General features: G+C 71.9%; 17 protein-coding genes, 1 tRNA gene and 1 other RNA gene. 12 read left to right on the plus strand and 7 right to left on the minus strand.

Annotation, left to right across the window (positions count from 1 at the left end; genetic code table 11):
- Positions 1 to 121: 121 nt before the first annotated feature.
- On the minus strand, positions 122 to 769 hold the full coding sequence (locus ACIGDI_RS38055) for a LytR C-terminal domain-containing protein (RefSeq protein ID WP_399906681.1): 648 nt from the start codon (positions 767 to 769) through the stop codon (positions 122 to 124).
- Positions 770 to 881: 112 nt separating this feature from the next.
- The gene (locus ACIGDI_RS38060; protein WP_003999914.1) at positions 882 to 1178 is read right to left on the minus strand and encodes a type II toxin-antitoxin system VapB family antitoxin; all 297 of its coding nucleotides are present in this window, start codon (positions 1176 to 1178) and stop codon (positions 882 to 884) included.
- A gap of 106 nt (positions 1179 to 1284) precedes the next feature.
- Between ACIGDI_RS38060 and ACIGDI_RS38065 the strand changes: the two genes are divergently transcribed.
- Complete coding sequence (locus ACIGDI_RS38065; RefSeq protein WP_399906683.1) at positions 1285 to 2874, plus strand: helicase HerA-like domain-containing protein; 1590 nt, start codon at positions 1285 to 1287, stop codon at positions 2872 to 2874.
- 19 nt (positions 2875 to 2893) lie between these two features.
- On the opposite strand, the gene ACIGDI_RS38070 is transcribed toward ACIGDI_RS38065, so the two are convergent.
- The 4 genes from ACIGDI_RS38070 to ACIGDI_RS38085 all read right to left on the minus strand — a co-directional run bounded on the left by ACIGDI_RS38070 (position 2894) and on the right by ACIGDI_RS38085 (position 4743).
- Positions 2894 to 3016, minus strand: a complete 123-nt coding sequence (locus ACIGDI_RS38070) for a hypothetical protein (protein WP_399906685.1) — start codon at positions 3014 to 3016, stop codon at positions 2894 to 2896.
- A gap of 48 nt (positions 3017 to 3064) precedes the next feature.
- Entirely contained in the window at positions 3065 to 3370 is a 306-nt protein-coding gene (locus ACIGDI_RS38075) for a hypothetical protein (protein WP_399906687.1), read from the minus strand.
- Positions 3371 to 3448: 78 nt separating this feature from the next.
- Entirely contained in the window at positions 3449 to 4093 is a 645-nt protein-coding gene (locus tag ACIGDI_RS38080) for an HdeD family acid-resistance protein (RefSeq protein WP_399906689.1), read from the minus strand.
- A 59-nt stretch (positions 4094 to 4152) separates the two neighbouring features.
- A complete protein-coding gene (locus ACIGDI_RS38085; RefSeq protein WP_399906690.1) occupies positions 4153 to 4743 on the minus strand; it encodes an HhH-GPD-type base excision DNA repair protein in 591 nt (196 codons plus the stop codon).
- A gap of 177 nt (positions 4744 to 4920) precedes the next feature.
- Between ACIGDI_RS38085 and ACIGDI_RS38090 the strand changes: the two genes are divergently transcribed.
- The 9 genes from ACIGDI_RS38090 (at position 4921) to ACIGDI_RS38130 (ending at position 15998) form a co-directional block, all read left to right on the plus strand.
- On the plus strand, positions 4921 to 5388 hold the full coding sequence (locus ACIGDI_RS38090) for a cupin domain-containing protein (RefSeq protein WP_399906761.1): 468 nt from the start codon (positions 4921 to 4923) through the stop codon (positions 5386 to 5388).
- A complete protein-coding gene (locus tag ACIGDI_RS38095) occupies positions 5385 to 6143 on the plus strand; it encodes an SDR family NAD(P)-dependent oxidoreductase (RefSeq protein WP_399906692.1) in 759 nt (252 codons plus the stop codon). Before ACIGDI_RS38090 ends, ACIGDI_RS38095 begins: the two co-directional genes overlap by 4 nt.
- Before the next feature lie 144 nt (positions 6144 to 6287).
- On the plus strand, positions 6288 to 8396 hold the full coding sequence (locus tag ACIGDI_RS38100; RefSeq protein ID WP_399906763.1) for a copper resistance protein CopC: 2109 nt from the start codon (positions 6288 to 6290) through the stop codon (positions 8394 to 8396).
- Positions 8397 to 8646: 250 nt separating this feature from the next.
- Positions 8647 to 9957: an ABC transporter substrate-binding protein gene (locus ACIGDI_RS38105; RefSeq protein ID WP_399906694.1), complete on the plus strand. Its 1311-nt coding sequence runs from the start codon at positions 8647 to 8649 to the stop codon at positions 9955 to 9957.
- A complete protein-coding gene (locus ACIGDI_RS38110) occupies positions 9957 to 10937 on the plus strand; it encodes a carbohydrate ABC transporter permease (RefSeq protein WP_399906696.1) in 981 nt (326 codons plus the stop codon). Before ACIGDI_RS38105 ends, ACIGDI_RS38110 begins: the two co-directional genes overlap by 1 nt.
- Positions 10934 to 11818: a carbohydrate ABC transporter permease gene (locus ACIGDI_RS38115; protein ID WP_272176609.1), complete on the plus strand. Its 885-nt coding sequence runs from the start codon at positions 10934 to 10936 to the stop codon at positions 11816 to 11818. Before ACIGDI_RS38110 ends, ACIGDI_RS38115 begins: the two co-directional genes overlap by 4 nt.
- A gap of 25 nt (positions 11819 to 11843) precedes the next feature.
- Positions 11844 to 13157 carry a glycoside hydrolase family 36 protein gene (locus ACIGDI_RS38120; RefSeq protein WP_399906765.1) on the plus strand — a complete coding sequence of 438 codons (1314 nt, stop codon included), beginning with the start codon at positions 11844 to 11846 and terminating at the stop codon, positions 13155 to 13157.
- On the plus strand, positions 13154 to 15157 hold the full coding sequence (locus ACIGDI_RS38125; RefSeq protein ID WP_399906698.1) for a beta-galactosidase: 2004 nt from the start codon (positions 13154 to 13156) through the stop codon (positions 15155 to 15157). The genes ACIGDI_RS38120 and ACIGDI_RS38125 overlap by 4 nt, the downstream gene beginning before the upstream one ends.
- Positions 15158 to 15215: 58 nt before the next feature.
- Positions 15216 to 15998 (plus strand): Fpg/Nei family DNA glycosylase, encoded by a 783-nt coding sequence (locus ACIGDI_RS38130; RefSeq protein WP_399906700.1) that lies wholly within the window; start codon positions 15216 to 15218, stop codon positions 15996 to 15998.
- 80 nt (positions 15999 to 16078) lie between these two features.
- On the opposite strand, the gene ACIGDI_RS38135 is transcribed toward ACIGDI_RS38130, so the two are convergent.
- Positions 16079 to 16163, minus strand: a tRNA-Ser gene (locus ACIGDI_RS38135).
- Between the two features lie 72 nt (positions 16164 to 16235).
- On the opposite strand from ACIGDI_RS38135, the gene ffs reads away from it, so the two are divergent.
- Together ffs and ACIGDI_RS38145 are read left to right on the plus strand one after the other, a co-directional pair.
- An RNA gene (ffs, locus tag ACIGDI_RS38140) (signal recognition particle sRNA small type) lies at positions 16236 to 16332 on the plus strand.
- Between the two features lie 48 nt (positions 16333 to 16380).
- A complete protein-coding gene (locus tag ACIGDI_RS38145; RefSeq protein ID WP_399906702.1) occupies positions 16381 to 18798 on the plus strand; it encodes a DNA polymerase III subunit gamma and tau in 2418 nt (805 codons plus the stop codon).
- The last annotated feature ends 72 nt before the right edge of the window (positions 18799 to 18870 follow it).

An 18870-nucleotide genomic window follows, 5' to 3' on the forward strand; every position in this document is an offset into this window, starting at 1 on the left:
GCCGCAACGCCGGTAGGGGCGCGGGGAACTGCGCGACCAGCCACATCCGGACCTGCGCCCGCCCCGCGACCGCGACCCCTACGGCGCGTAGGCGCCTCACCAGCCCGCAAGCGCAGTCGTCTCAGCAGCCCTTCTTCGAAGACGTGGGCGTCGCCACCGGCCCCCCCAGCGCGGCCAGCGCCTTCTCCGCGTCCGCCTGCTTCGCGAGCGAAGTGAAACCCGTGCCGATGATCAGATCGACGTCGGCTCCCTTGCGGGACGCGTCCGTGCGGCGCTCGGCGCCGGTCAGCTGGGTCCCCAGCACGGGCAGCGAGGTGTTCAGGGACGACGCCGGGCCCAGCAGTATCCCGGTGCCCTTGACCTTCTTGTCGAACTCCTTGGCCGCGTTGCCCACGTCGCCGATCTTGAAGCCGCGCTTCTTGAGCTCGTCCGCGGTGTCCTTGGCCAGCCCGCTGCGCGGGGTGGCGTTGTAGACATTCACGGTGATCTGCGCGGGCTTCGGCACCTTCGCGGCGGCCGCGGCGGAGGCGCTCGCGCTCACTCGTGTCGTGCAGTCCGCCTTGGGGCCGGCCGCCGAGGCCTTCTTGCCGCCGCCGGTGAAGACGTCGACGAGCTGCAGCGTGCCCCAGCCGAGCACGCCGAGCGCGACGACGGAGGCGGTGGCGGCGAGCACGAGCCTGCCGCGCCTCCGGCGAGGGCGCATCCGGGGGTACTTGTCTCCCTTGATCCGGTACTTACCACCCATGCCGGGGGGAGTCAGCATGCTCATGAGCGCAGCGTAGTGCGCCTGAGCGGCGATGCCTACTAGATGATCATTCGACGCCGCGCAGGTGAACCCGAAAGGGCCAAGCCTTTACCGACCGTCCTCGATCCCGGGCGTGTCAGTCCAGTTCCAGCACGCGCGCGTGCAGCACCTGGCGCTGCTGCAGCGCCGCCCGCACCGCGCGGTGCAGTCCGTCCTCCAGGTAGAGGTCGCCCTGCCACTTGACGACGTGGGCGAACAGGTCGCCGTAGAAGGTCGAGTCCTCGGCCAGGAGCGTTTCCAGGTCGAGCTGTCCCTTGGTCGTCACGAGCTGATCGAGGCGGACCGGGCGCGGCGCGACGTCCGCCCACTGCCGGGTGCTTTCCCGGCCGTGGTCGGGGTACGGCCGGCCGTTTCCGATGCGCTTGAAGATCACACGGAAAGCCTACCGGTCAAGACCTTCCGGGCGCAGCCATGGAGACGGAGTGCGACGCTGGAAAAGATGCCGCAAACCGGGCCGAACCGGGAACAGAGGGTCTGACATGAGCGATCGAGAGACCATGCCACCGGCAACCACGTCCGAGGCCCCGGGAAGCGCCCGTGCCCTCCCGCGAGAGGCCCTGGAGATCGCCTCCGGGTATGCGTTCACCGGCCCGGCCCTGGATCTCGGCGCCCTGATGTGGGGCGGGGAGTGCCTGCCCGACGCGCAGATCCGCATCCCCCTGCCCATGCTCAACCGCCACGGCCTGGTCGCGGGCGCCACCGGCACCGGAAAGACCAAGACGCTCCAGCTGGTCGCCGAGCAGCTGTCGGCGCAGGGCGTGCCGGTCTTCCTCGCCGACATCAAGGGCGACCTGTCCGGGATCTCGGCCGCCGGGCAGCCGAACGACAAAGTCAGGGAGCGGGCCGCGGAGGTCCACCAGGAGTGGACGCCGACCGGCTTTCCCGCCGAGTTCTACGCCCTCGGCGGGCTCGGGCACGGCATCCCGGTCCGGGCCACGGTCACCAGCTTCGGCCCGGTGCTGCTCGCCAAGGTGCTCCAGCTCAACCAGACCCAGGAGCAGTCCCTCGGCCTGATCTTCCACTACGCCGACCAGAAGGGCCTGGACCTGGTCGACCTGAAGGACCTGCGCGCGGTCGTCGCCTTCCTCACCTCCGACGAGGGCAGGGAGGAGCTGAAGGGCATCGGCGGACTGTCGACCGCCACGGCCGGCGTCATCCTGCGCTCGCTGACCGCCTTCGAGGCACAGGGGATGGCCGACTTCTTCGGGGAGCCGGAGTTCGACACCGGCGAGTTCCTGCGCACGGCGGACGACGGGCGGGGCATCGTCTCCGTCCTCGAACTGGCCGCCGTACAGGACCGTCCGCAGCTGTTCTCGACCTTCCTGATGTGGCTGCTCGCCGATCTCTTCCACGACCTGCCGGAGGTCGGGGACGCCGAGAAGCCGGGGCTCGTGTTCTTCTTCGACGAGGCGCATCTGCTCTTCGACGACGCCTCCAAGGCGTTCCTCGACTCGATCACGCAGACCGTCCGGCTGATTCGCTCGAAAGGAGTCGGCGTCTTCTTCGTCACCCAGACCCCGAAGGACGTACCGTCCGACGTCCTCGCCCAGCTCGGCAACCGCGTCCAGCACGCCCTGCGGGCGTTCACACCGGACGACCAGAAGGCCCTCAAGGCGACGGTGAAGACCTTCCCGAACAGCGCCTACGACCTGGAGGAGCTGCTCACGGGCCTGGGCACCGGCGAGGCCGTGGTCACCGTGCTCGGTGAGAAGGGCGCCCCGACGCCGGTGGCCGCCACGCGGCTGCGCGCGCCCGAGTCGCTGATGGGGCCGGTCGAGGGCCCCGCCCTGGACGAGGCGGTGCGCTCCTCGCCGCTGTACGGGCGTTACGCACAGGCTGTGGACAGGGAGTCGGCGTACGAGAAGCTGACCTCGGACCAGCCCGCCGGGGCCAAGGGGCCCGACGAGATGAAGGAAGCCGCCAGGGCGCCGAAGGCGAAGCCGCAGCCGAGCGTGGTCGAACAGGTCGTCGGCAGCGGCATGTTCAAGTCCCTGGCCCGCTCGGTCGGCACGCAGATCGGCCGCGAGATCACCCGCTCGCTCTTCGGCACGGCACGGCGGAGGCGGTAGGCCCGCCTCCGCCGTCCGGTCAGCGGTCCCGTTCCTCCTGGGGCCGCTTCGGCTGCGGTGTGCGCGCGTCCGGCTTCGGCGCGCTGCGGGCGGCCTCCGCGCGCAGCAGGGCGCGGAGGATCGCGTACGGGTCGGTGGGCATGACTGACTTCCTTGCGTCGTGACTGACCTTGCGTGGAGGCGGGGTCTGTCAGCAGCGCAGGACCACGGTGCGCGGGAGAAGCGGGACGCGCGCCGGGAGGCTTCCGGAGGGCGCCGTTGGCCCGGCGGGTGCCGGGGGCGGCAGCGGCGCCGGCCGCGGGGGCACGGCCGGGCGCTGGACCGCGCGCAGGAGGGGAGGCAGCGCCGCCGCCTCCATGACGTCGTACTCGACGTTCACGGCCTGCGGCTCCGCGGACGGCACCGGGCAGGCCTCCTGGGGGACCAGCAGCGCCAGCAACAGCACGAGCGCCCGCAGCCAGGAGCGGCTGCGCGGGCGGCGTCGTGCGGTGGTCACGGGGATCCTCTCCCCCCGACACGCCCGCTGTTCAGCACGCCGGGTGCCGGATACGCCCGTTCGGAGCACGCGGTACGACTAGAGAGTGCGCGGTACCTGGCGTGCGCGGCCCCGGATGCGGACCGCCGTGATGATCTCCACGATCCCGACGGCGACCAGCCAGATGCCGCCGACGAGGGTCAGCACGGCGACCGACTCGAAGGGGGAGTCGATCAGCACGATCCCGGCGACGAAGGTGACGACGCCGAGGAAGATCTGCCAGCCGCGGGCAGGCATCTCCTTGTCGGAGGCCGCGGCCAGGGTCTGGGTGATCCCGCGGATGAGCCAGCCGATGCCGATCCACAGGGCGAGCAGCAGGATCGACCGCATCGGGCCGCGCAGACAGAACAGGCCCAGCAGGATGGAGAGGGCGCCGCTGATGAAGGCCAGGACGCGCAGCGACGTCGATCGGTGCGTGCCGAAGGCGGCGATCAGCTGGAAGACGCCGCTGATGAGCAGGTAGAGGCCGAACAGGACACCGGCCGCGAGCAGGGAGGCGCCCGGCCAGACGAGAACCAGGACGCCGAGGACCAGCGAGGCGACGCCGGTGAGCAGGACGACCTGCCAGGCGGCGCGGGAGAGGGCGTGCAGGGGGCCTTCGAAGGGCGGCTCGGGCGCGAAGCCGCGGGCCTCGTGGTCGTCGTGCCGGGCGCCCCGGTCAGCGGTGTTGTGCAGGTCGGTCATGATCCATGCTTGGACCGGCGGCGATTGCTCCGCCACCGCTGGAGCCCGCCCGGCTGACGCTACCCCTGCTTCTTCGCCGCCTTGGCCGCCGCCTTCATCTCCTGCTTGTGTGCGCGGACCCTGGCCAGGGACTCCGGCCCGGTGATGTCGGCGACGGACCGGAAGGACTCGGCCTCGCCGTAGGCCCCGGCGGCCTCCTGCCACCCCTCGGGCCGCACGCCCAGCTGCTTGCCGAGCAGCGCCAGGAAGATCTGCGCCTTCTGCCTGCCGAAGCCGGGCAGCTCCTGCAGGCGGCGCAGCAGCTCACGGCCGTCGGCGACGCCCTTCCAGACGAGCTCGGCGTTGCCGTCGTAGTGCTCGACGAGGTACTGGCACAGCTGCTGGATCCGCTTGGCCATGGAACCCGGGTAGCGGTGCACGGCCGGCTTCTCGGAGAGCAGCGCGCCGAACGCCTCCGGGTCCTGCGCGGCGATCTCGTGCGCGTCCAGGTCGTCGGCGCCGAGCCGGTCGGCGATGGTGCGGGGTCCCTTGAACGCCCACTCCATCGGGACCTGCTGGTCCAGCAGCATCCCGACCAGCGCGGCGAGCGGGGACCGCCCGAGGAGCTCGTCGGCCTCGGGGTCCTGGGCGAGGTGAAGGGTGACGTCCATGACCCCGATCATGCCCGCGTCGGCGTCAGAGCTCCACGTGAGTGCCGGCGAGCGCCGCGCCGAAGCAGCCCTTGACGCCGTGGACGGTGATGCCCGCGCCGACGGGGACGACCCAACTCGCTCCTGCGGAGGGGGAGTAGCGTGCGGGAGGTGAGCCAGCCGAATCCGGCGACGCCGGTGACCCCGGAAGCCCTGATCGCGCACTACGCGCTGGAGCCGATCCCCCGCGAGGGCGGCCTGTTCCGTGCCACCTGGGCGGGACCCGAACGGGCCGACGGGCGTCCCGAGGGCACGGCGATCGTCGCCCTGCTGACCCCCGGCGACCACTCCGCCCTGCACCGGCTGCCGACCGACGAGATCTGGCACTTCTACCTCGGCGACCCCCTCGAACTCCTGCTCCTCGCCCCCGACGGCACCTCGTCCACGGCCGTCCTCGGCCCGGACGTCCTGGGCGGCCAGCACCCCCAGCTGACCGTGCCCGCCGGCACCTGGATGGGCGGCCGGACGCTCGGCGCGTGGACGTTCTTCGGCTGCACGATGGCTCCCGGCTTCACCTACGAGGGGTACGAGCACGGCGACGCGGGCGAACTGACGGCGCGGTATCCCGACCGGGCGGCCCAGATCCTGGAACTGTCCCGCCCATGAGACTCCTCGAAGGACAGGTCGCCCTGGTCACCGGCGCGGGCGGCGGCATCGGCCGGGGCATCGCGCTGAGGTTCGCCGAGGAGGGTGCCGCGGTCGCCGTGCACTGCCGTACGGCCGTGGAGGCGGCAGGCGAAGTGGCCGACCGGATCGGGCGGTCGGGCGGACGGGCCGTCGTGGTGCGGGGCGATCTCACCGACGAGGACGTGTGCCGCCGGGTCGTGGGCGAGGCGGCCGAGTGGGGCGGCCGGCTGGACGCACTGGTCAACAACGCGGGGGTGCAGCCCGTCCAGGAGCTGCCCGGGATGACGGCGGGCGAGTGGCGCGCGGTCGTGGACGCCAACCTGTCGAGCGTCTTCGCGTGCACGCAGGCCGCGGCGGAGGTCATGCGCGCGGGCGGCGGCGGTTCGGTGACCCACATCGCGTCCATCGAGGCACGGCAGCCGGCCCCCGCGCACGCCCACTACAGCGCCTCCAAGGCGGCCGTCGTCATGCACGCCCGGTCGGCGGCCCTGGAGTACGGGGCGTACGGCATCCGCGTCAACACCGTCTCGCCCGGGCTGATCGACCGGGAGGGCCTCGCCGAGGCCTGGCCCGAAGGGGTGGCGCGCTGGCGGGCCGCGGTACCGCTCGGCCGGCTGGGTCGGCCGGAGGACGTGGGGGACGCCTGCGTGTTCCTCGCCTCACGGCTCGCGTCCTGGGTCACGGGACACGACCTGGTGACGGACGGCGGGGTGTCGGCGCGGCCGACGTGGTGAGGGTGCTGAGCACACGGCGGCTTCCGTGCGTACCTAACCGGAAGGCGGCGAGTCCGACGACGGAGAGACGACGTGAGGTGTGAGGGTGCGCGCGGCGGACGGCGGCTGCGGGGAACCGGCGGGCGCACGGGAGCGCGGGGAACACTGCTGCTCGGCGCCCTGCTGGTCCTGCTCGTCCTCGGCGGCGCCGGCCCGGCGTCGGCCCACGCGGCCCTGAAGTCCACCGACCCCGAGGACGGAAGCGTCCTGAAGTCGGCGCCCCGTCGGATCACGCTGACCTTCACCGAGTCCGTCGGCCTGCTCGACGACTCCTTCCGTGTCCTGGACCCCCACAACAAGCGTGTCCGCACCGGGCGGGCCGAGCACGGGCCCGGCGGCTCGGACACCGCTCGTGTGACGCTCCCCGCCGAGCTCGCGCGGGGCACGTACGTGGTGGCCTGGCGGGCGGTGTCGGCGGACAGCCACCCGGTGTCGGGCGCGTTCACCTTCTCGGTCGGCAAACCCTCGGCGACGGTCGCCTCGGTGGACTCCGGCCCGGTCGAGAACCCGGCCACCGCCGGCCTGTACAACATCGCCCGCTATCTGGCCTACCTCGCCGCGGCCCTGCTCATCGGCACCGCTGCCTTCGTCGTCCTGTGCCGCCCGGCGGACCCCGCCCCCCTGCGCAAACCCCTGGTGACGGGCTGGTGGACCCTGCTGGGCACCGGCCTGTTCCTGCTGGCCCTGCGTGCCCCGTACGAGACCGGGGCGGGCCCGGCGGCGGCCTTCGATTCCGGGGCCCTCACCCGGACCCTGACGGGCCGGCCGGGGCTGGCGCTGCTGGTCCGGCTGGCGCTGCTGCTGATCGTCGCCGGCATCTTCGTGTCACTCCGCAAACGACCGGCCTGGTCGTGGCTGTCGGCGGCGGGGAGCCGGGAGAGCGCCCCCGAGGCGGGCCTCCCACATCCGCCGGAAGGGCGGGAGGGGCTTCAGGACACCGACGGGCGTCCACCGGCCGCCGAGGGCGAGGGGCGACCCGACGCCCAGGACGGCCCGCACGAGGCCGAACGGCGTCCCCCGGTCCTGGCGGACGCCGGGCGGGCGGACACGGGCTCTGAGGCCGCTCGCCGGGCCGCGTCGCACCCGATCCCCGCACCCTCCCGGGCCGCGTCGCGCCCGACTCCAGGCTCCACCCGCCTGCCCCTCACCGCGCGCACCGCCGTGCCCCTGACCGCCCTCACCGTCCTGGCCGTCGCGTTCGCGCTGACCTGGGCCGCCGCCGAGCACGCCTCGGCCGGCATCCAGGTGCCCGTGGCCATGGCGTCCTCGGTGCTGCATCTGCTCGCCATGGCCGTCTGGCTGGGCGGCCTCACGGCGCTGCTGGTCCTGCTGCACCGCACCGAGCTCGCCCCGGCCGCGGTGGCCCGCTTCTCCCGCCTCGCCCCGGCCTGCGTGACCGTCCTGGTCGTCACCGGCGTCTACCAGTCCTGGCGCGGCCTCGGCTCCCTGAACGCGCTCACGGAAACCACGTACGGCCGTCTGCTGCTCGCCAAACTGGCCGCTGTCGCGCTGCTGCTGGCCCTGGCGTGGCTCTCCCGGCAGTTGACGGCGCGGCTCGTCACGGCGCCGGCCGAGTCGGTCGTACGGGAACGGGTGCCGGAGCCGGTCGGCGGCGGGCCGTCGCTGCCCACGCCGGACGAACCCGCCGACGGGCACCTCCCGGCGCACGGGTCCGCCGACGGCCCCTCGGCGCGGCCCCCCGCGGATCCGGCGGAGTCCGCCGCCCACCGCCGGGGCCTCCGCCGCTCCGTTCTCGCCGAAGTCACCGTGGGCGTGGTCGTCCTGGTGGTCACCACGGTTCTCACCGGCACGCTGCCGGGCCGTGCCGCCGCGGAGGCGGAGCAGGCGCCGGCGACGGCCGGCGGGCTGCCGGCCACGTCCGTGACCATGATCCCGTTCGACGTCGGCACCCCCGGCGGCCACGGCAAGGTGCAGATCACCCTCGACCCCGGACGGGTCGGCGACAACTCCGTGCAGGCGGTCGTCTTCGGCCCCGACGGCGGCATCTCCACCGTCCCCGAGCTGCGGCTCTCCCTCACGCTCCCCGCGCAGAAGATCGGTCCGATCGACGCGCGGCTGAAGAACCTCGGCGGCTACTGGGGGACCAACTCCCTGACCCTGCCGATCGCCGGGACCTGGACGCTGAAGGCGACGATCAGGACCTCCGACATCGACCAGGTCAGCGTCTCCAGGACCGTGCGGATCCTCGGCTGACCTCGGTCAAACCCCGGCGTGAAACCGACATTTCCGCCCATCTCGCGTCGGCTCTGTCCGACCACCCGGACGAGATCCATCGAAAACATGTCGGTCACGTTTCCACAAAGCTCTTGGGCAGCTATTGACCCATGAGCGGACATGACGCTGTTATTACCGCCACGATGTTCGGTCGAGTTGATTTCTGGTCGGTTTCGACTTGTTTCGACATGGCGCAGTTGTGGCCGAACCCTGCCTTCAGGAGCCGTACATGGACCTCTCCCCCTCGGGTCTCTCTCTTCCCTCCACCAGCCGACGCAGTGTGCTGCGCGGCGTGGGCGGTGCCGCGCTGCTCGCGGGTGCCGGTATTCCGCTGCTGAGCGCGTGTGGCAGCAGCAGCAGCGGATCGGATTCCAAGACCGTCAGCGTCGGTTCCAACGACTCGGATGCGGTGCCGAAGAAGGCGTACGCGGCCGTCTACGACGCCTTCAAGAAGCAGTCGGGCATCACGGTCGACGTCAACACCAAGGACCACAACACCTTCCAGGAGCAGATCAACTCCTACCTCCAGGGCACGCCGGACGACGTGTTCAAGTGGTTCGCGGGCTACCGGATGCAGTTCTTCGCCAAGAAGGGCCTCGCCTCCCCGATCGACGACGTGTGGGACAAGATCGGGGGCAACTTCCCCGACGCCATGAAGAAGCTCAGCAAGGGCGAGGACGGCAAGTACTACTTCGTGCCGATGACCACGTACCCGTGGGCGATCTTCTACCGCAAGAGCGTCTTCCAGGCGAAGGGCTACCAGGTCCCCACCACGTGGGACGAGTTGGTCGCCCTGTGCAAGAAGATGAAGAAGGACGGCCTGGTCCCGATCGCGTTCGGTGACAAGGACGCCTGGCCGGCGATGGGCACCTTCGACCAGATCAACTTCCGCCTGAACGGCTACGACTTCCACGTCGAGCTGATGGCGGGCAAGGCCGCCTGGACCGACGCCAAGGTCAAGGCCGTCTTCGACCACTGGGCCGAGCTGCTGCCCTACCACCAGGACGGCTTCATGGGCCGCACCTGGCAGGACGCCGCCCAGACCCTGGTGTCGAAGAAGGCCGGCATGTACCTGCTGGGCACCTTCGTGGCCCAGCAGTTCACCAACAAGGCCGACCTCGACGACCTGGACTTCTTCGCCTTCCCGGAGATCAACTCCGCCTACGGGCAGGACACCGTGGAGGCGCCCACCGACGGCTTCATGGTCTCCAAGGCGCCCAAGAACAAGGCGGGCATGCTCAAGCTGATGGAGTACCTGGGCACCCCGGGCGCCGAGGAGCTCTACCTCAAGGGCGACCCGAGCGTGGTGGCCGCCTCCAGCAAGGCCTCCACCGCCTCCTACTCGCCGCTGCAGAAGAAGGCGTTCGAGATGATCTCCAACGCCAAGAGCCTGACGCAGTTCATGGACCGCGACTCCCGGCCGGACTTCACCTCCACGGTGATGCAGCCCTCGCTGCAGAAGTTCCTGCAGAACCCCAAGGGCGTCGACAGCCTGCTGGCCTCGATCGAACGCCAGAAGAAGACGATCTTCGCGTCCTGATGAGCGCCGACATCACCACCACGAGCCCGGAGGCGGCCCCCCAGCCGTCTCCGGGCCCCGCGCCTGTAGACAAGCGGGTCCCGCGAGGCCACAAGCGCCTGCTGACCCGCCGCGACCGCATCACGCTCGCCTTCATGGCGGGCGTGCCGACGGTCCTTCATGTGGCCCTGGTCTGGGTCACCGCCATCGCGTCGATCTTCCTGGCCTTCACCAGCTGGGACGGCATCGGCTTCGACTCCATCAAATGGGTGGGGCTGGACAACTTCAAACAACTGTTCAGCGACAACCCGCAGTTCTGGCCCGCGGTCGAGCACAACATCATCTGGTTCGTCGTGCTCATCCTCATCCCCACACCGATGGGCCTGTTCCTGGCCGTCCAGCTGGACAAGAAGATCCGCTTCTCCCGGGTCTACCAGACCGCCTACTTCCTGCCGGTCGTGGTCTCCCTGGCGGTCACCGGCTTCGTGTGGCAGCTGGTCTACAACCCCGACACCGGCCTGATCAACAGCCTCATCGGGGCCAACAAGCCCGGCCACTACATCGACTGGATCGGCGACCCGCACCTGAACCTGTGGGCCGTGCTGGTCGCCGCGTCCTGGCGGCACACCGGCTACATGATGATCCTCTACCTCGCCGGCCTGAAGGGCGTCGACCCCTCCCTGCGCGAGGCCTCCGCCCTGGACGGCGCGAACGAGTGGCAGACGTTCAAGAACGTCATCTTCCCGACGCTCAGGCCCACCAACACCGTCGTCCTGGTCGTGACGATCATCGAGGCGCTGCGCGCCTTCGACCTGGTCTTCGTCTTCAACAAGGGCGCCCAGGGCACCGAGTTGCTGTCGATCCTGATCACCAACAACATCATCGGCGAGTCCAGCCGGATCGGTTACGGCTCCGCGATCGCGGTCGTCCTGCTGGTGATCTCCCTCGCGGTCATCATCCCCTACCTGATCGCGACCTTCCGGAAGGAGCGGCAAGCGTGAGCACGGCTGTCATCACCAAGCAGCGCACCCCCGTCCGCCCGGCCCGGATCCTGCTGCACGTCTTCCTCGTCACCACCTCGCTGGCCTGGCTCGCCCCCCTGGTGTGGGCGATCTTCGCCGCGCTGCGGCCGTATTCGGAGACCAGCAACAAGGGCTATGTGTCCTGGCCGGACAAGCTGACGCTCGACAACTTCAAGAACGCCTTCGAGCAGTCGGACATGCTGCACTACTTCGGCAACACGCTGATCATCGCGGTGCCGGCCGTGCTGCTGACCCTGCTGCTGTCGTCGATGGTGGCGTTCTACGTCTCCCGGTTCGACTTCCGGCTGAACATCGCCCTGTTGCTGGTCTTCACGGCCGGCAACCTGCTGCCCCAGCAGGTCATCATCACCCCGCTGTACCGGATGTACCTGCTCATCGACCTGCCCGGCGTCACCGCCAGCGGCAAGCTGTACGACTCCGCGCTCGGCCTGGTGCTGATCCATGTGGCGTTCCAGTCCGGGTTCTGCGCGTTCGTGCTGTCCAACTACATGCGGATGCTGCCGCACGAGCTGACCGAGGCCGCCCTGGTGGACGGCGCGTCGGTGTGGCGTCAGTACTGGCAGATCGTGCTGCCGCTGTGCAAGCCGGCCATGGCCGCCCTGGCGACGTTGCTGTCCATCTGGATCTACAACGACTTCTTCTGGGCCATCGTGCTGATCTCCACCGGCGAGAACATGCCGATCACCAGCGCGTTGAACAACCTCTCCGGGCAGTACTTCACCGACCCCAACCTCGTCGCCGCCGGCGCCCTGCTCACCGCGATCCCCACCCTGATCGTGTACTTCGTCCTGCAACGGCAGTTCGTCAGCGGCCTCACCCTCGGCGCCAACAAGGGCTGACGCCCCCTTTGTGAAAGAGACCCCCGTGCACCACCCCTTCACCCCCGTCGCCTCTCTCCCCGTGGACCCGCTCAACGCCCGGGTCCACGAGGAGGGTTGGCAGTCCTGGAGCCCCAGCGGGGCCTACGCCCCCGGTGACCGGCCGTACCGCCCGACCAACGACAACTGGGCGACGGTCTGTTACCGCCCCGGCGTCACCGTCCCCGAGGGCACCTTCCAGGGCGAGGGGCTGCTGGCGCTCGACCCCGGCGACGGCTCACCGACCCGGCTGTGGGCGGCCGTCGACCCCACCGGCGAGGTCCCGTCCATCCGCCTGACGGTGACGGACGGCCTCGCGGAGGTCGTCGCCGACGGCCCGGTGAAGGAGTGGACGGGCACCGGCATCCAGGAAGCCCTGGGCAGCTGGGCCGACGGCCTCGGCCTCGAGCCGCCGCGGCCGGCCCCCACGGTCTGGTGCTCCTGGTACGAGTACTTCACCGACGTCACCGAGGACGACATCCACGAGAACCTCCGTGCGATGGACACCCTCGACCTGCCCATCGACGTGGTCCAGATCGACGACGGCTACCAGAAGGCCCTCGGCGACTGGCTCACCCTCTCCGGCCGCTTCCGCTCCCGCGAGGGCATCGCGGACGCCATCCGGGCGCGCGGCCGCCGGGCCGGCATCTGGACCGCCCCCTTCCTGGTGGACCCCGCGAGCGACCTGGCCACCGAACACCCCGACTGGCTGGTCCGCTCCGCCGACGGCGGCTTCACGCACGCCGGCCGCAACTGGGGCCACGACCTGCGGGTCCTGGACACCACCCACCCCGAGGCGGCGGCGTACCTGACGGACGTCTTCCGCACGCTGCGCTCCGAGGGCTACGACTACTTCAAGGTCGACTTCCTGTACGCGGGCGCGCTGGACGGCGTGCGGCACCAGGACGTCGACGCCCTGACCGCGTACCGCGACGGCGTCCGCCTGATCCGCGAGGCGATCGGCGCCGACGCCTACCTGCTGGGCTGCGGGGCGCCGATCCTGCCCTCCATCGGCCTGTTCGACGCGATGCGGGTCAGCCCCGACACGGCTCCGCACCGCCGCCCCGAGGCCGACGACTACAGCCAGCCTGGCCAGGACCCCGCCGAGTTCACCGGCGGGGGCCGCCAGTGGCAGCACGGCCGGCTCTGGACGAACGACCCCGACTGCCTGATGGCCCGCCCCGCCGTGGAGACCCGCGAGCGCTGGGCGGCCCACGTGGAGGCGACCGGCGGCCTGATGGCCTCCAGCGACCGGCTGCTGTCCCTGGACGAGTGGGGCGTACGCACCACGCGCCGACTGCTCTCCGGAGGTGCCCGATGACCCGTGCCCTGAACGTGCCGGGCATCGCCTACGGCGGCGACTACAACCCCGAGCAGTGGCCCGAGGAGGTCTGGGCCGAGGACATGCGGCTGATGGCCGAGGCCGGGGTCACCATGGTCAGCGTCAACATCTTCTCCTGGGCGCTGCTGGAACCCTCCGAGGGCACCTACGACTTCTCGCGCCTGGACCGCATCCTCGACCTGCTGCACGCCCACGGCATCGCCGCCGACCTCGCGACCCCGACCGCGGCCCCGCCCGCCTGGTTCTTCGTCGCCCACCCGGACGCCCTGCCGGTGGACAAGGACGGCCGCAGGCTGTCGTACGGCAGCCGCCAGACGTTCTGCCCGAGCAGCCCGGCCTACCGGGAGGCCGCCCTGCGGATCGTCGGCGAACTGGCGCGGCGGTACGCCGATCACCCCGCCGTGGTGATGTGGCACGTCCACAACGAGTACGGCTGCCACAACGCCGAGTGCCACTGCGACACCAGCGCGGAGGCGTTCCGCGCCTGGCTGCAGGACCGCTACGCGAGCCTGGACGCCCTCAACCACGCCTGGGGCACCACCTTCTGGAGCCAGTGGTACTACGACTGGGACCAGATCCTGCCCCCGCGCGCGACCGGCGCGGTCCCCAACCCCACCCACCAGCTGGACTGGCGCCGCTTCTGCAGCGACGCCCTGCTCTCGCTGTACGAGGCGGAGCGCGACGTCCTGCGCGAGGCGGCCCCGGACACCCCGGCCACCACCAACTTCATGGTGATGTACAACTTCGACGCTCTCGACTACTGGCGCTGGGCGCCGGAGTTGGACATCGTCTCCAACGACCACTACCTCCAGTCCGCCGACCCCGAGTCCGAGATCGACATCGCGCTCAGCGGCGACCTGGTCCGCTCCCTGGCCGGCGGTCCCTGGCTGCTGATGGAGCACTCCACCGGCGCGGTCAACTGGCAGCCCGTCAACCGGGCCAAGACGGCGGGGGAGTTGCGCCGCAACGCCCTCGCCCACGTCGCCCGCGGCGCCGACGGCATCGCGTACTTCCAGTGGCGGGCCGCCAAGGCGGGCGCCGAACAGTGGCACTCGGCGATGCTCCCGCACGCCGGCACCGACAGCCAGATCTGGCGGGACGTCGTACAACTGGGCGCGGACCTGCGGGCGCTGGCGGAGGTGCGCGGCAGCACGACGCCGGCCGAGGTGGCCGTGGTCTGGGACTGGAACGCCCGCTGGGCCATGGAACTGCCCTCGCAGCCGAGCGGCGAACTGCGCTTCCAGGACCTGGTGCGGGACTGGTACGAGCCGTTGTGGCGCTCCGGCGTGGCGGTGGACTTCGTACGCCCGGACGCCGACCTGTCGCCGTACCGGCTCGTCCTGGCCCCCAGCCTCTACCTCGTCGACGACGAGGGCGCGGCGAACCTCACCGCGTTCGCGGAGCGCGGCGGCACCCTCGCCGTCGGCTTCCACAGCGGCATGGTCGACGCGAACTGCCATGTACGGTTGGGCGGTTACCCGGGAGCGTTCCGTGCGGCCCTCGGCGTCCGGACGGACGAGCTGTTCCCGCTGCTGCCCGGGGAGACGGTGGCCCTGAGCGACGGCGGCACCGGCACGTTGTGGTCGGAGCGGGTACGGCTGGAGGGCGCGGAGGTGGTGTCGTCGTACACGACGGGCCCGCTGGCCGGAGTCCCGGCGGTGACCCGGAACGCGCACGGCACGGGCAGCGCCTGGTACCTGTCCACGCGGCCCGACCCGGCGACCCTGGCGGGCCTGCTGGACCGCGTCCGCGCGGAGGCGGGTGTGACGGCCGTCCGTACGGCGCCCGCCGGTGTGGAGGCGGTGCTGCGGCGCGGGCCGGAGGCCGACTACCTGTTCCTGATCAACCACGGCGCGGCGGACGCGACGGTCCCGGTCGCGCCGGGAGCGGTCGAACTGCTCACCGGCAAGCGCGTCGGCGACTCCGTCGCCGTACCGGCCGGCGAGGTCGCGGTGGTGCGGGAGCCGCGCCGGAGCTGACACGGATGGCCGCCCGGCACGGGGGGTACCCGGTACCCCCTGCCGCCGGGAGGCCGCCATGCCCGAACTGCCGGACGTCGAGGGGTTCCGGAGGGTGCTGGAGTCCTGCGCCCAGGGCAGGACGATCCGGCGCGTCGAGGTGCGGGACACGGGCGTACTGCACGGGGTGAGCGCGCGCGGCCTGCGCGACGCGCTGGAGGGCCGCCGCTTCACCGCCCCGGAACGGCACGGCAAGTGGCTGCTCGCGCACACCGGCGGCCCCACCGTGCTGCTCCACTTCGGCATGACCGGCCTGCTGCTGTGCGCCCACCCTGACGACGCCCCGGAGCCTCACGACCGGGTCCTGTTCACGCTGGCCCGCGACCGCGAGCTGCGCTACCGCGACCAGCGCAAACTCCGGGGCCTGTGGCTGGCGCACGACGACGCGGAGACCGCCCGGCTGCTGGCGGGGCTGGGCCCGGACGCGCTGACGGTGGACCGCGAGGCGTTCGAGGCGGCGCTGGCCTCCCGCCGCGGAAGCGTCAAGACGGCGCTGACCGACCAGTCCGTCCTGGCGGGCCTGGGCAACCTGCTGGCCGACGAGATCCTGTGGCGGTCCGGCCTGCGCCCCACCGCCTCTGTGAGCGACCTCACCGAGGCCGACCGCCGCCACCTCCACACCCAGATGCGCCGCACCCTGCGCGCCGCCGTCCCGACCGGCCGCGTCCCACCCCGCCCCACCTGGCTCACCGGCCACCGCGACACCCCCGACCCCCACTGCCCACGCTGCGACACCCCACTACGACGCACACGCGTCGGAGGCCGCGGCACGGTGTGGTGCCCGCGGTGCCAGGCCGGGTGAGGAGGCGTGAGGAGGACGGCCTGCGGCCGGGCAAACGCCAGGGGGCCGGACCGCTGATGCGGTCCGGCCCCCTGGGCCGGCGGAGGATACGAGATTCGAACTCGTGAGGGGTTGCCCCCAACACGCTTTCCAAGCGTGCGCCCTAGGCCTCTAGGCGAATCCTCCGCCGGAAACATTACATGACCGAGAGGAGTGCTCGCGAACTCGTTCCCACCCCCTCGGATCAGGTAGCCTGTGCGCAGCCCCTCACGCGGCGCTATCTGACTGAACTCCCCCAGGGCCGGAAGGCAGCAAGGGTAGGTCGGCTCTGGCGGGTGCGTGGGGGGCGTCTGCGTTCCCGCCGCGGGTCGGCTTGTCAGTGGGCGCCTATAACCTCGTAGGCGTGTCGTCTCTCGCGCTGTACCGCCGCTATCGCCCGGAGTCGTTCGCCGAGGTCATCGGGCAGGAGCATGTCACCGACCCGTTGCAGCAGGCGCTGCGCAACAACCGGGTCAATCACGCGTACCTGTTCAGCGGTCCGCGCGGCTGCGGCAAGACGACGAGCGCGCGCATCCTGGCGCGCTGTCTGAACTGCGAGCAGGGCCCCACGCCCACCCCGTGCGGCGAGTGCCAGTCCTGCCGCGACCTGGCGCGCAACGGCCCCGGCTCCATCGACGTCATCGAGATCGACGCGGCCTCGCACGGTGGTGTGGACGACGCCCGTGAGCTGCGCGAGAAGGCCTTCTTCGGCCCCGCCGCCAGCCGCTACAAGATCTACATCATCGACGAGGCCCACATGGTCACGTCGGCGGGCTTCAACGCGCTGCTGAAGGTCGTCGAGGAGCCCCCGGAGCACCTCAAGTTCATCTTCGCCACGACCGAGCCCGAGAAGGTCATCGGGACGATCCGCTCCCGTACGCACCACTACCCCTTCCGGCTCGTCCCCCCGGGCACCCTCCGGGACTACCTGGGCGAGGTCTGCGGCAAGGAGGACATCCCGGTCGAGGAAGGCGTGCTGCCGCTCGTCGTGCGGGCGGGACAGGGCTCGGTGCGTGACTCCATGTCGGTCATGGACCAGCTGCTCGCCGGAGCGAAGGAGGACGGTGTGACATACGCCATGGCCACCTCCCTCCTCGGCTACACGGACGGCTCCCTCCTCGACTCCGTCGTCGAGGCCTTCGCCACCGGTGACGGCGCCGCCGCCTTCGAGGTCGTGGACCGTGTCATCGAGGGCGGCAACGACCCCCGCCGCTTCGTCGCCGACCTGCTGGAGCGGCTGCGCGACCTGGTCATCCTCGCCGCCGTGCCGGACGCCGCCGAGAAGGGCCTCATCGACGCCCCGGCCGACGTCATCGAGCGGATGCAGGCGCAGGCGAGCACGTTCGGCGCCGCCGAGCTCAGCCGCGCCGCCGACCTCGTCAACGAGGGCCTGACCGAGATGCGCGGCGCCAACTCGCCGCGCCTCCAGCTGGAGCTGATCTGCGCGCGCGTGCTGCTGCCAGCCGCTTACGGGGACGAGCGGGCGGTGATGGCCCGCCTCGACCGCCTGGAGCGGGGCGTGAACTTCTCGGCCGGCGGCGCACTGCCCACGGCGGGCTATGTGCCGGGGCCCGAGGCGCACGCGGGAGCGGCGCCGGGCGGTCCGGGCGGCCCAGGAGGTCCCGGCGGCCCCGCAGGCCCGGGAATGCCCGCAGGCGCCCCCGTGGTGCCCGGTGGGGGCCCGGCCGCGGCCCGTGCGGCGGTACGGACTTCGGGCGCGCCCGGCGCCGCGGGGCCGGGCGGCCCTGGAGCGGGAGCGGGCGGCCCTGGAGCGGGAGCGGGCGCGGGGGCTCCCGGGCAGGCGGGCCCCGGCGTGCCGTCCCCTACCGCGCCCCCGCTCCAGCCCCAGCAGGCACCCGAGCCGGCTCCTCACCCCCAGTCCTCGCCGCCCACCCCGGCCCCGGCCGCACCCGCCCCTGCCGCCGCCTCCGCCCCCGGCGCCTGGCCCACCGCCGCCCCCGCCGGCGGCGGCCGCAGGCCCGGTGGCTGGCCCACGGCCGCCCCGGCGGGCGGCGGTGCCGGACAGCCCCCGACGGCCACCCCCAGCGCCCCCGGCACCTCCGCGCCGGCTCCGTCCGCGGCCCCCGCGCCCGACCCGGCGGCCCAGGGCTACGCCCCGCCGAGCGGCGGACCCGACCCCCGCATGCTCTGGCCGAACATCCTCGAAGCGGTCAAGAACCGCCGCCGCTTCACCTGGATCCTGCTCAGCCAGAACGCGCAGGTGGCCGGCTTCGACGGCACCACCCTGCAAGTCGGCTTCGTCAACGCCGGCGCCCGCGACAACTTCGTCAGCAGCGGCAGCGAGGACGTGCTGAAGGCCGCGCTGGCCGAGCAGTTCAACGTCCAGTGGAAGATCGAGCCGGTCGTCGACCCGAGCGGCGGCTCCGGCCCGCCGCCGTCGGGCGGCCCCTCCGGGCCCTCCGGCTTCGGCGGCGGCTACGGCGCGGGCGGCGGCGGTGGCCTCGCCGGCGCCGGCACGGGCGGCTACGGGGGCGGTGGGGCGGGCGGCTACGGCGGTACCGCCACCGCCCAGCGTCCGGCACCCGCCCAGCCCACGCACACCGCGCCCACGGCCCCCTCCGCGTCCTTCTCACCGAACCCGAACTCGAGCCCGTCCCCGGCGAGCCGGCCCACCGCTCCGGAGCCCCCGCCCCCGGTCTCCATCGAGGACGACATCCCCGAGGACGACGACCCCGATCTCAACGAGTCGGCCCTGTCCGGCCGCGAGCTGATCGTGCGGGAGCTGGGGGCGACGGTGGTCGAGGAGTTCACGAACGAGTAGCGGCGGCGGGCGAATCCCACCGCGAGGCCGGGTGGGACTTGGAGGAACGTACAGCTCTCCAAGGCCCGGCCC

This window comes from Streptomyces sp. NPDC085900, assembly GCF_044540925.1.
In the GTDB taxonomy this organism is placed as follows: Bacteria; Actinomycetota; Actinomycetes; order Streptomycetales; family Streptomycetaceae; genus Streptomyces; species Streptomyces gilvifuscus.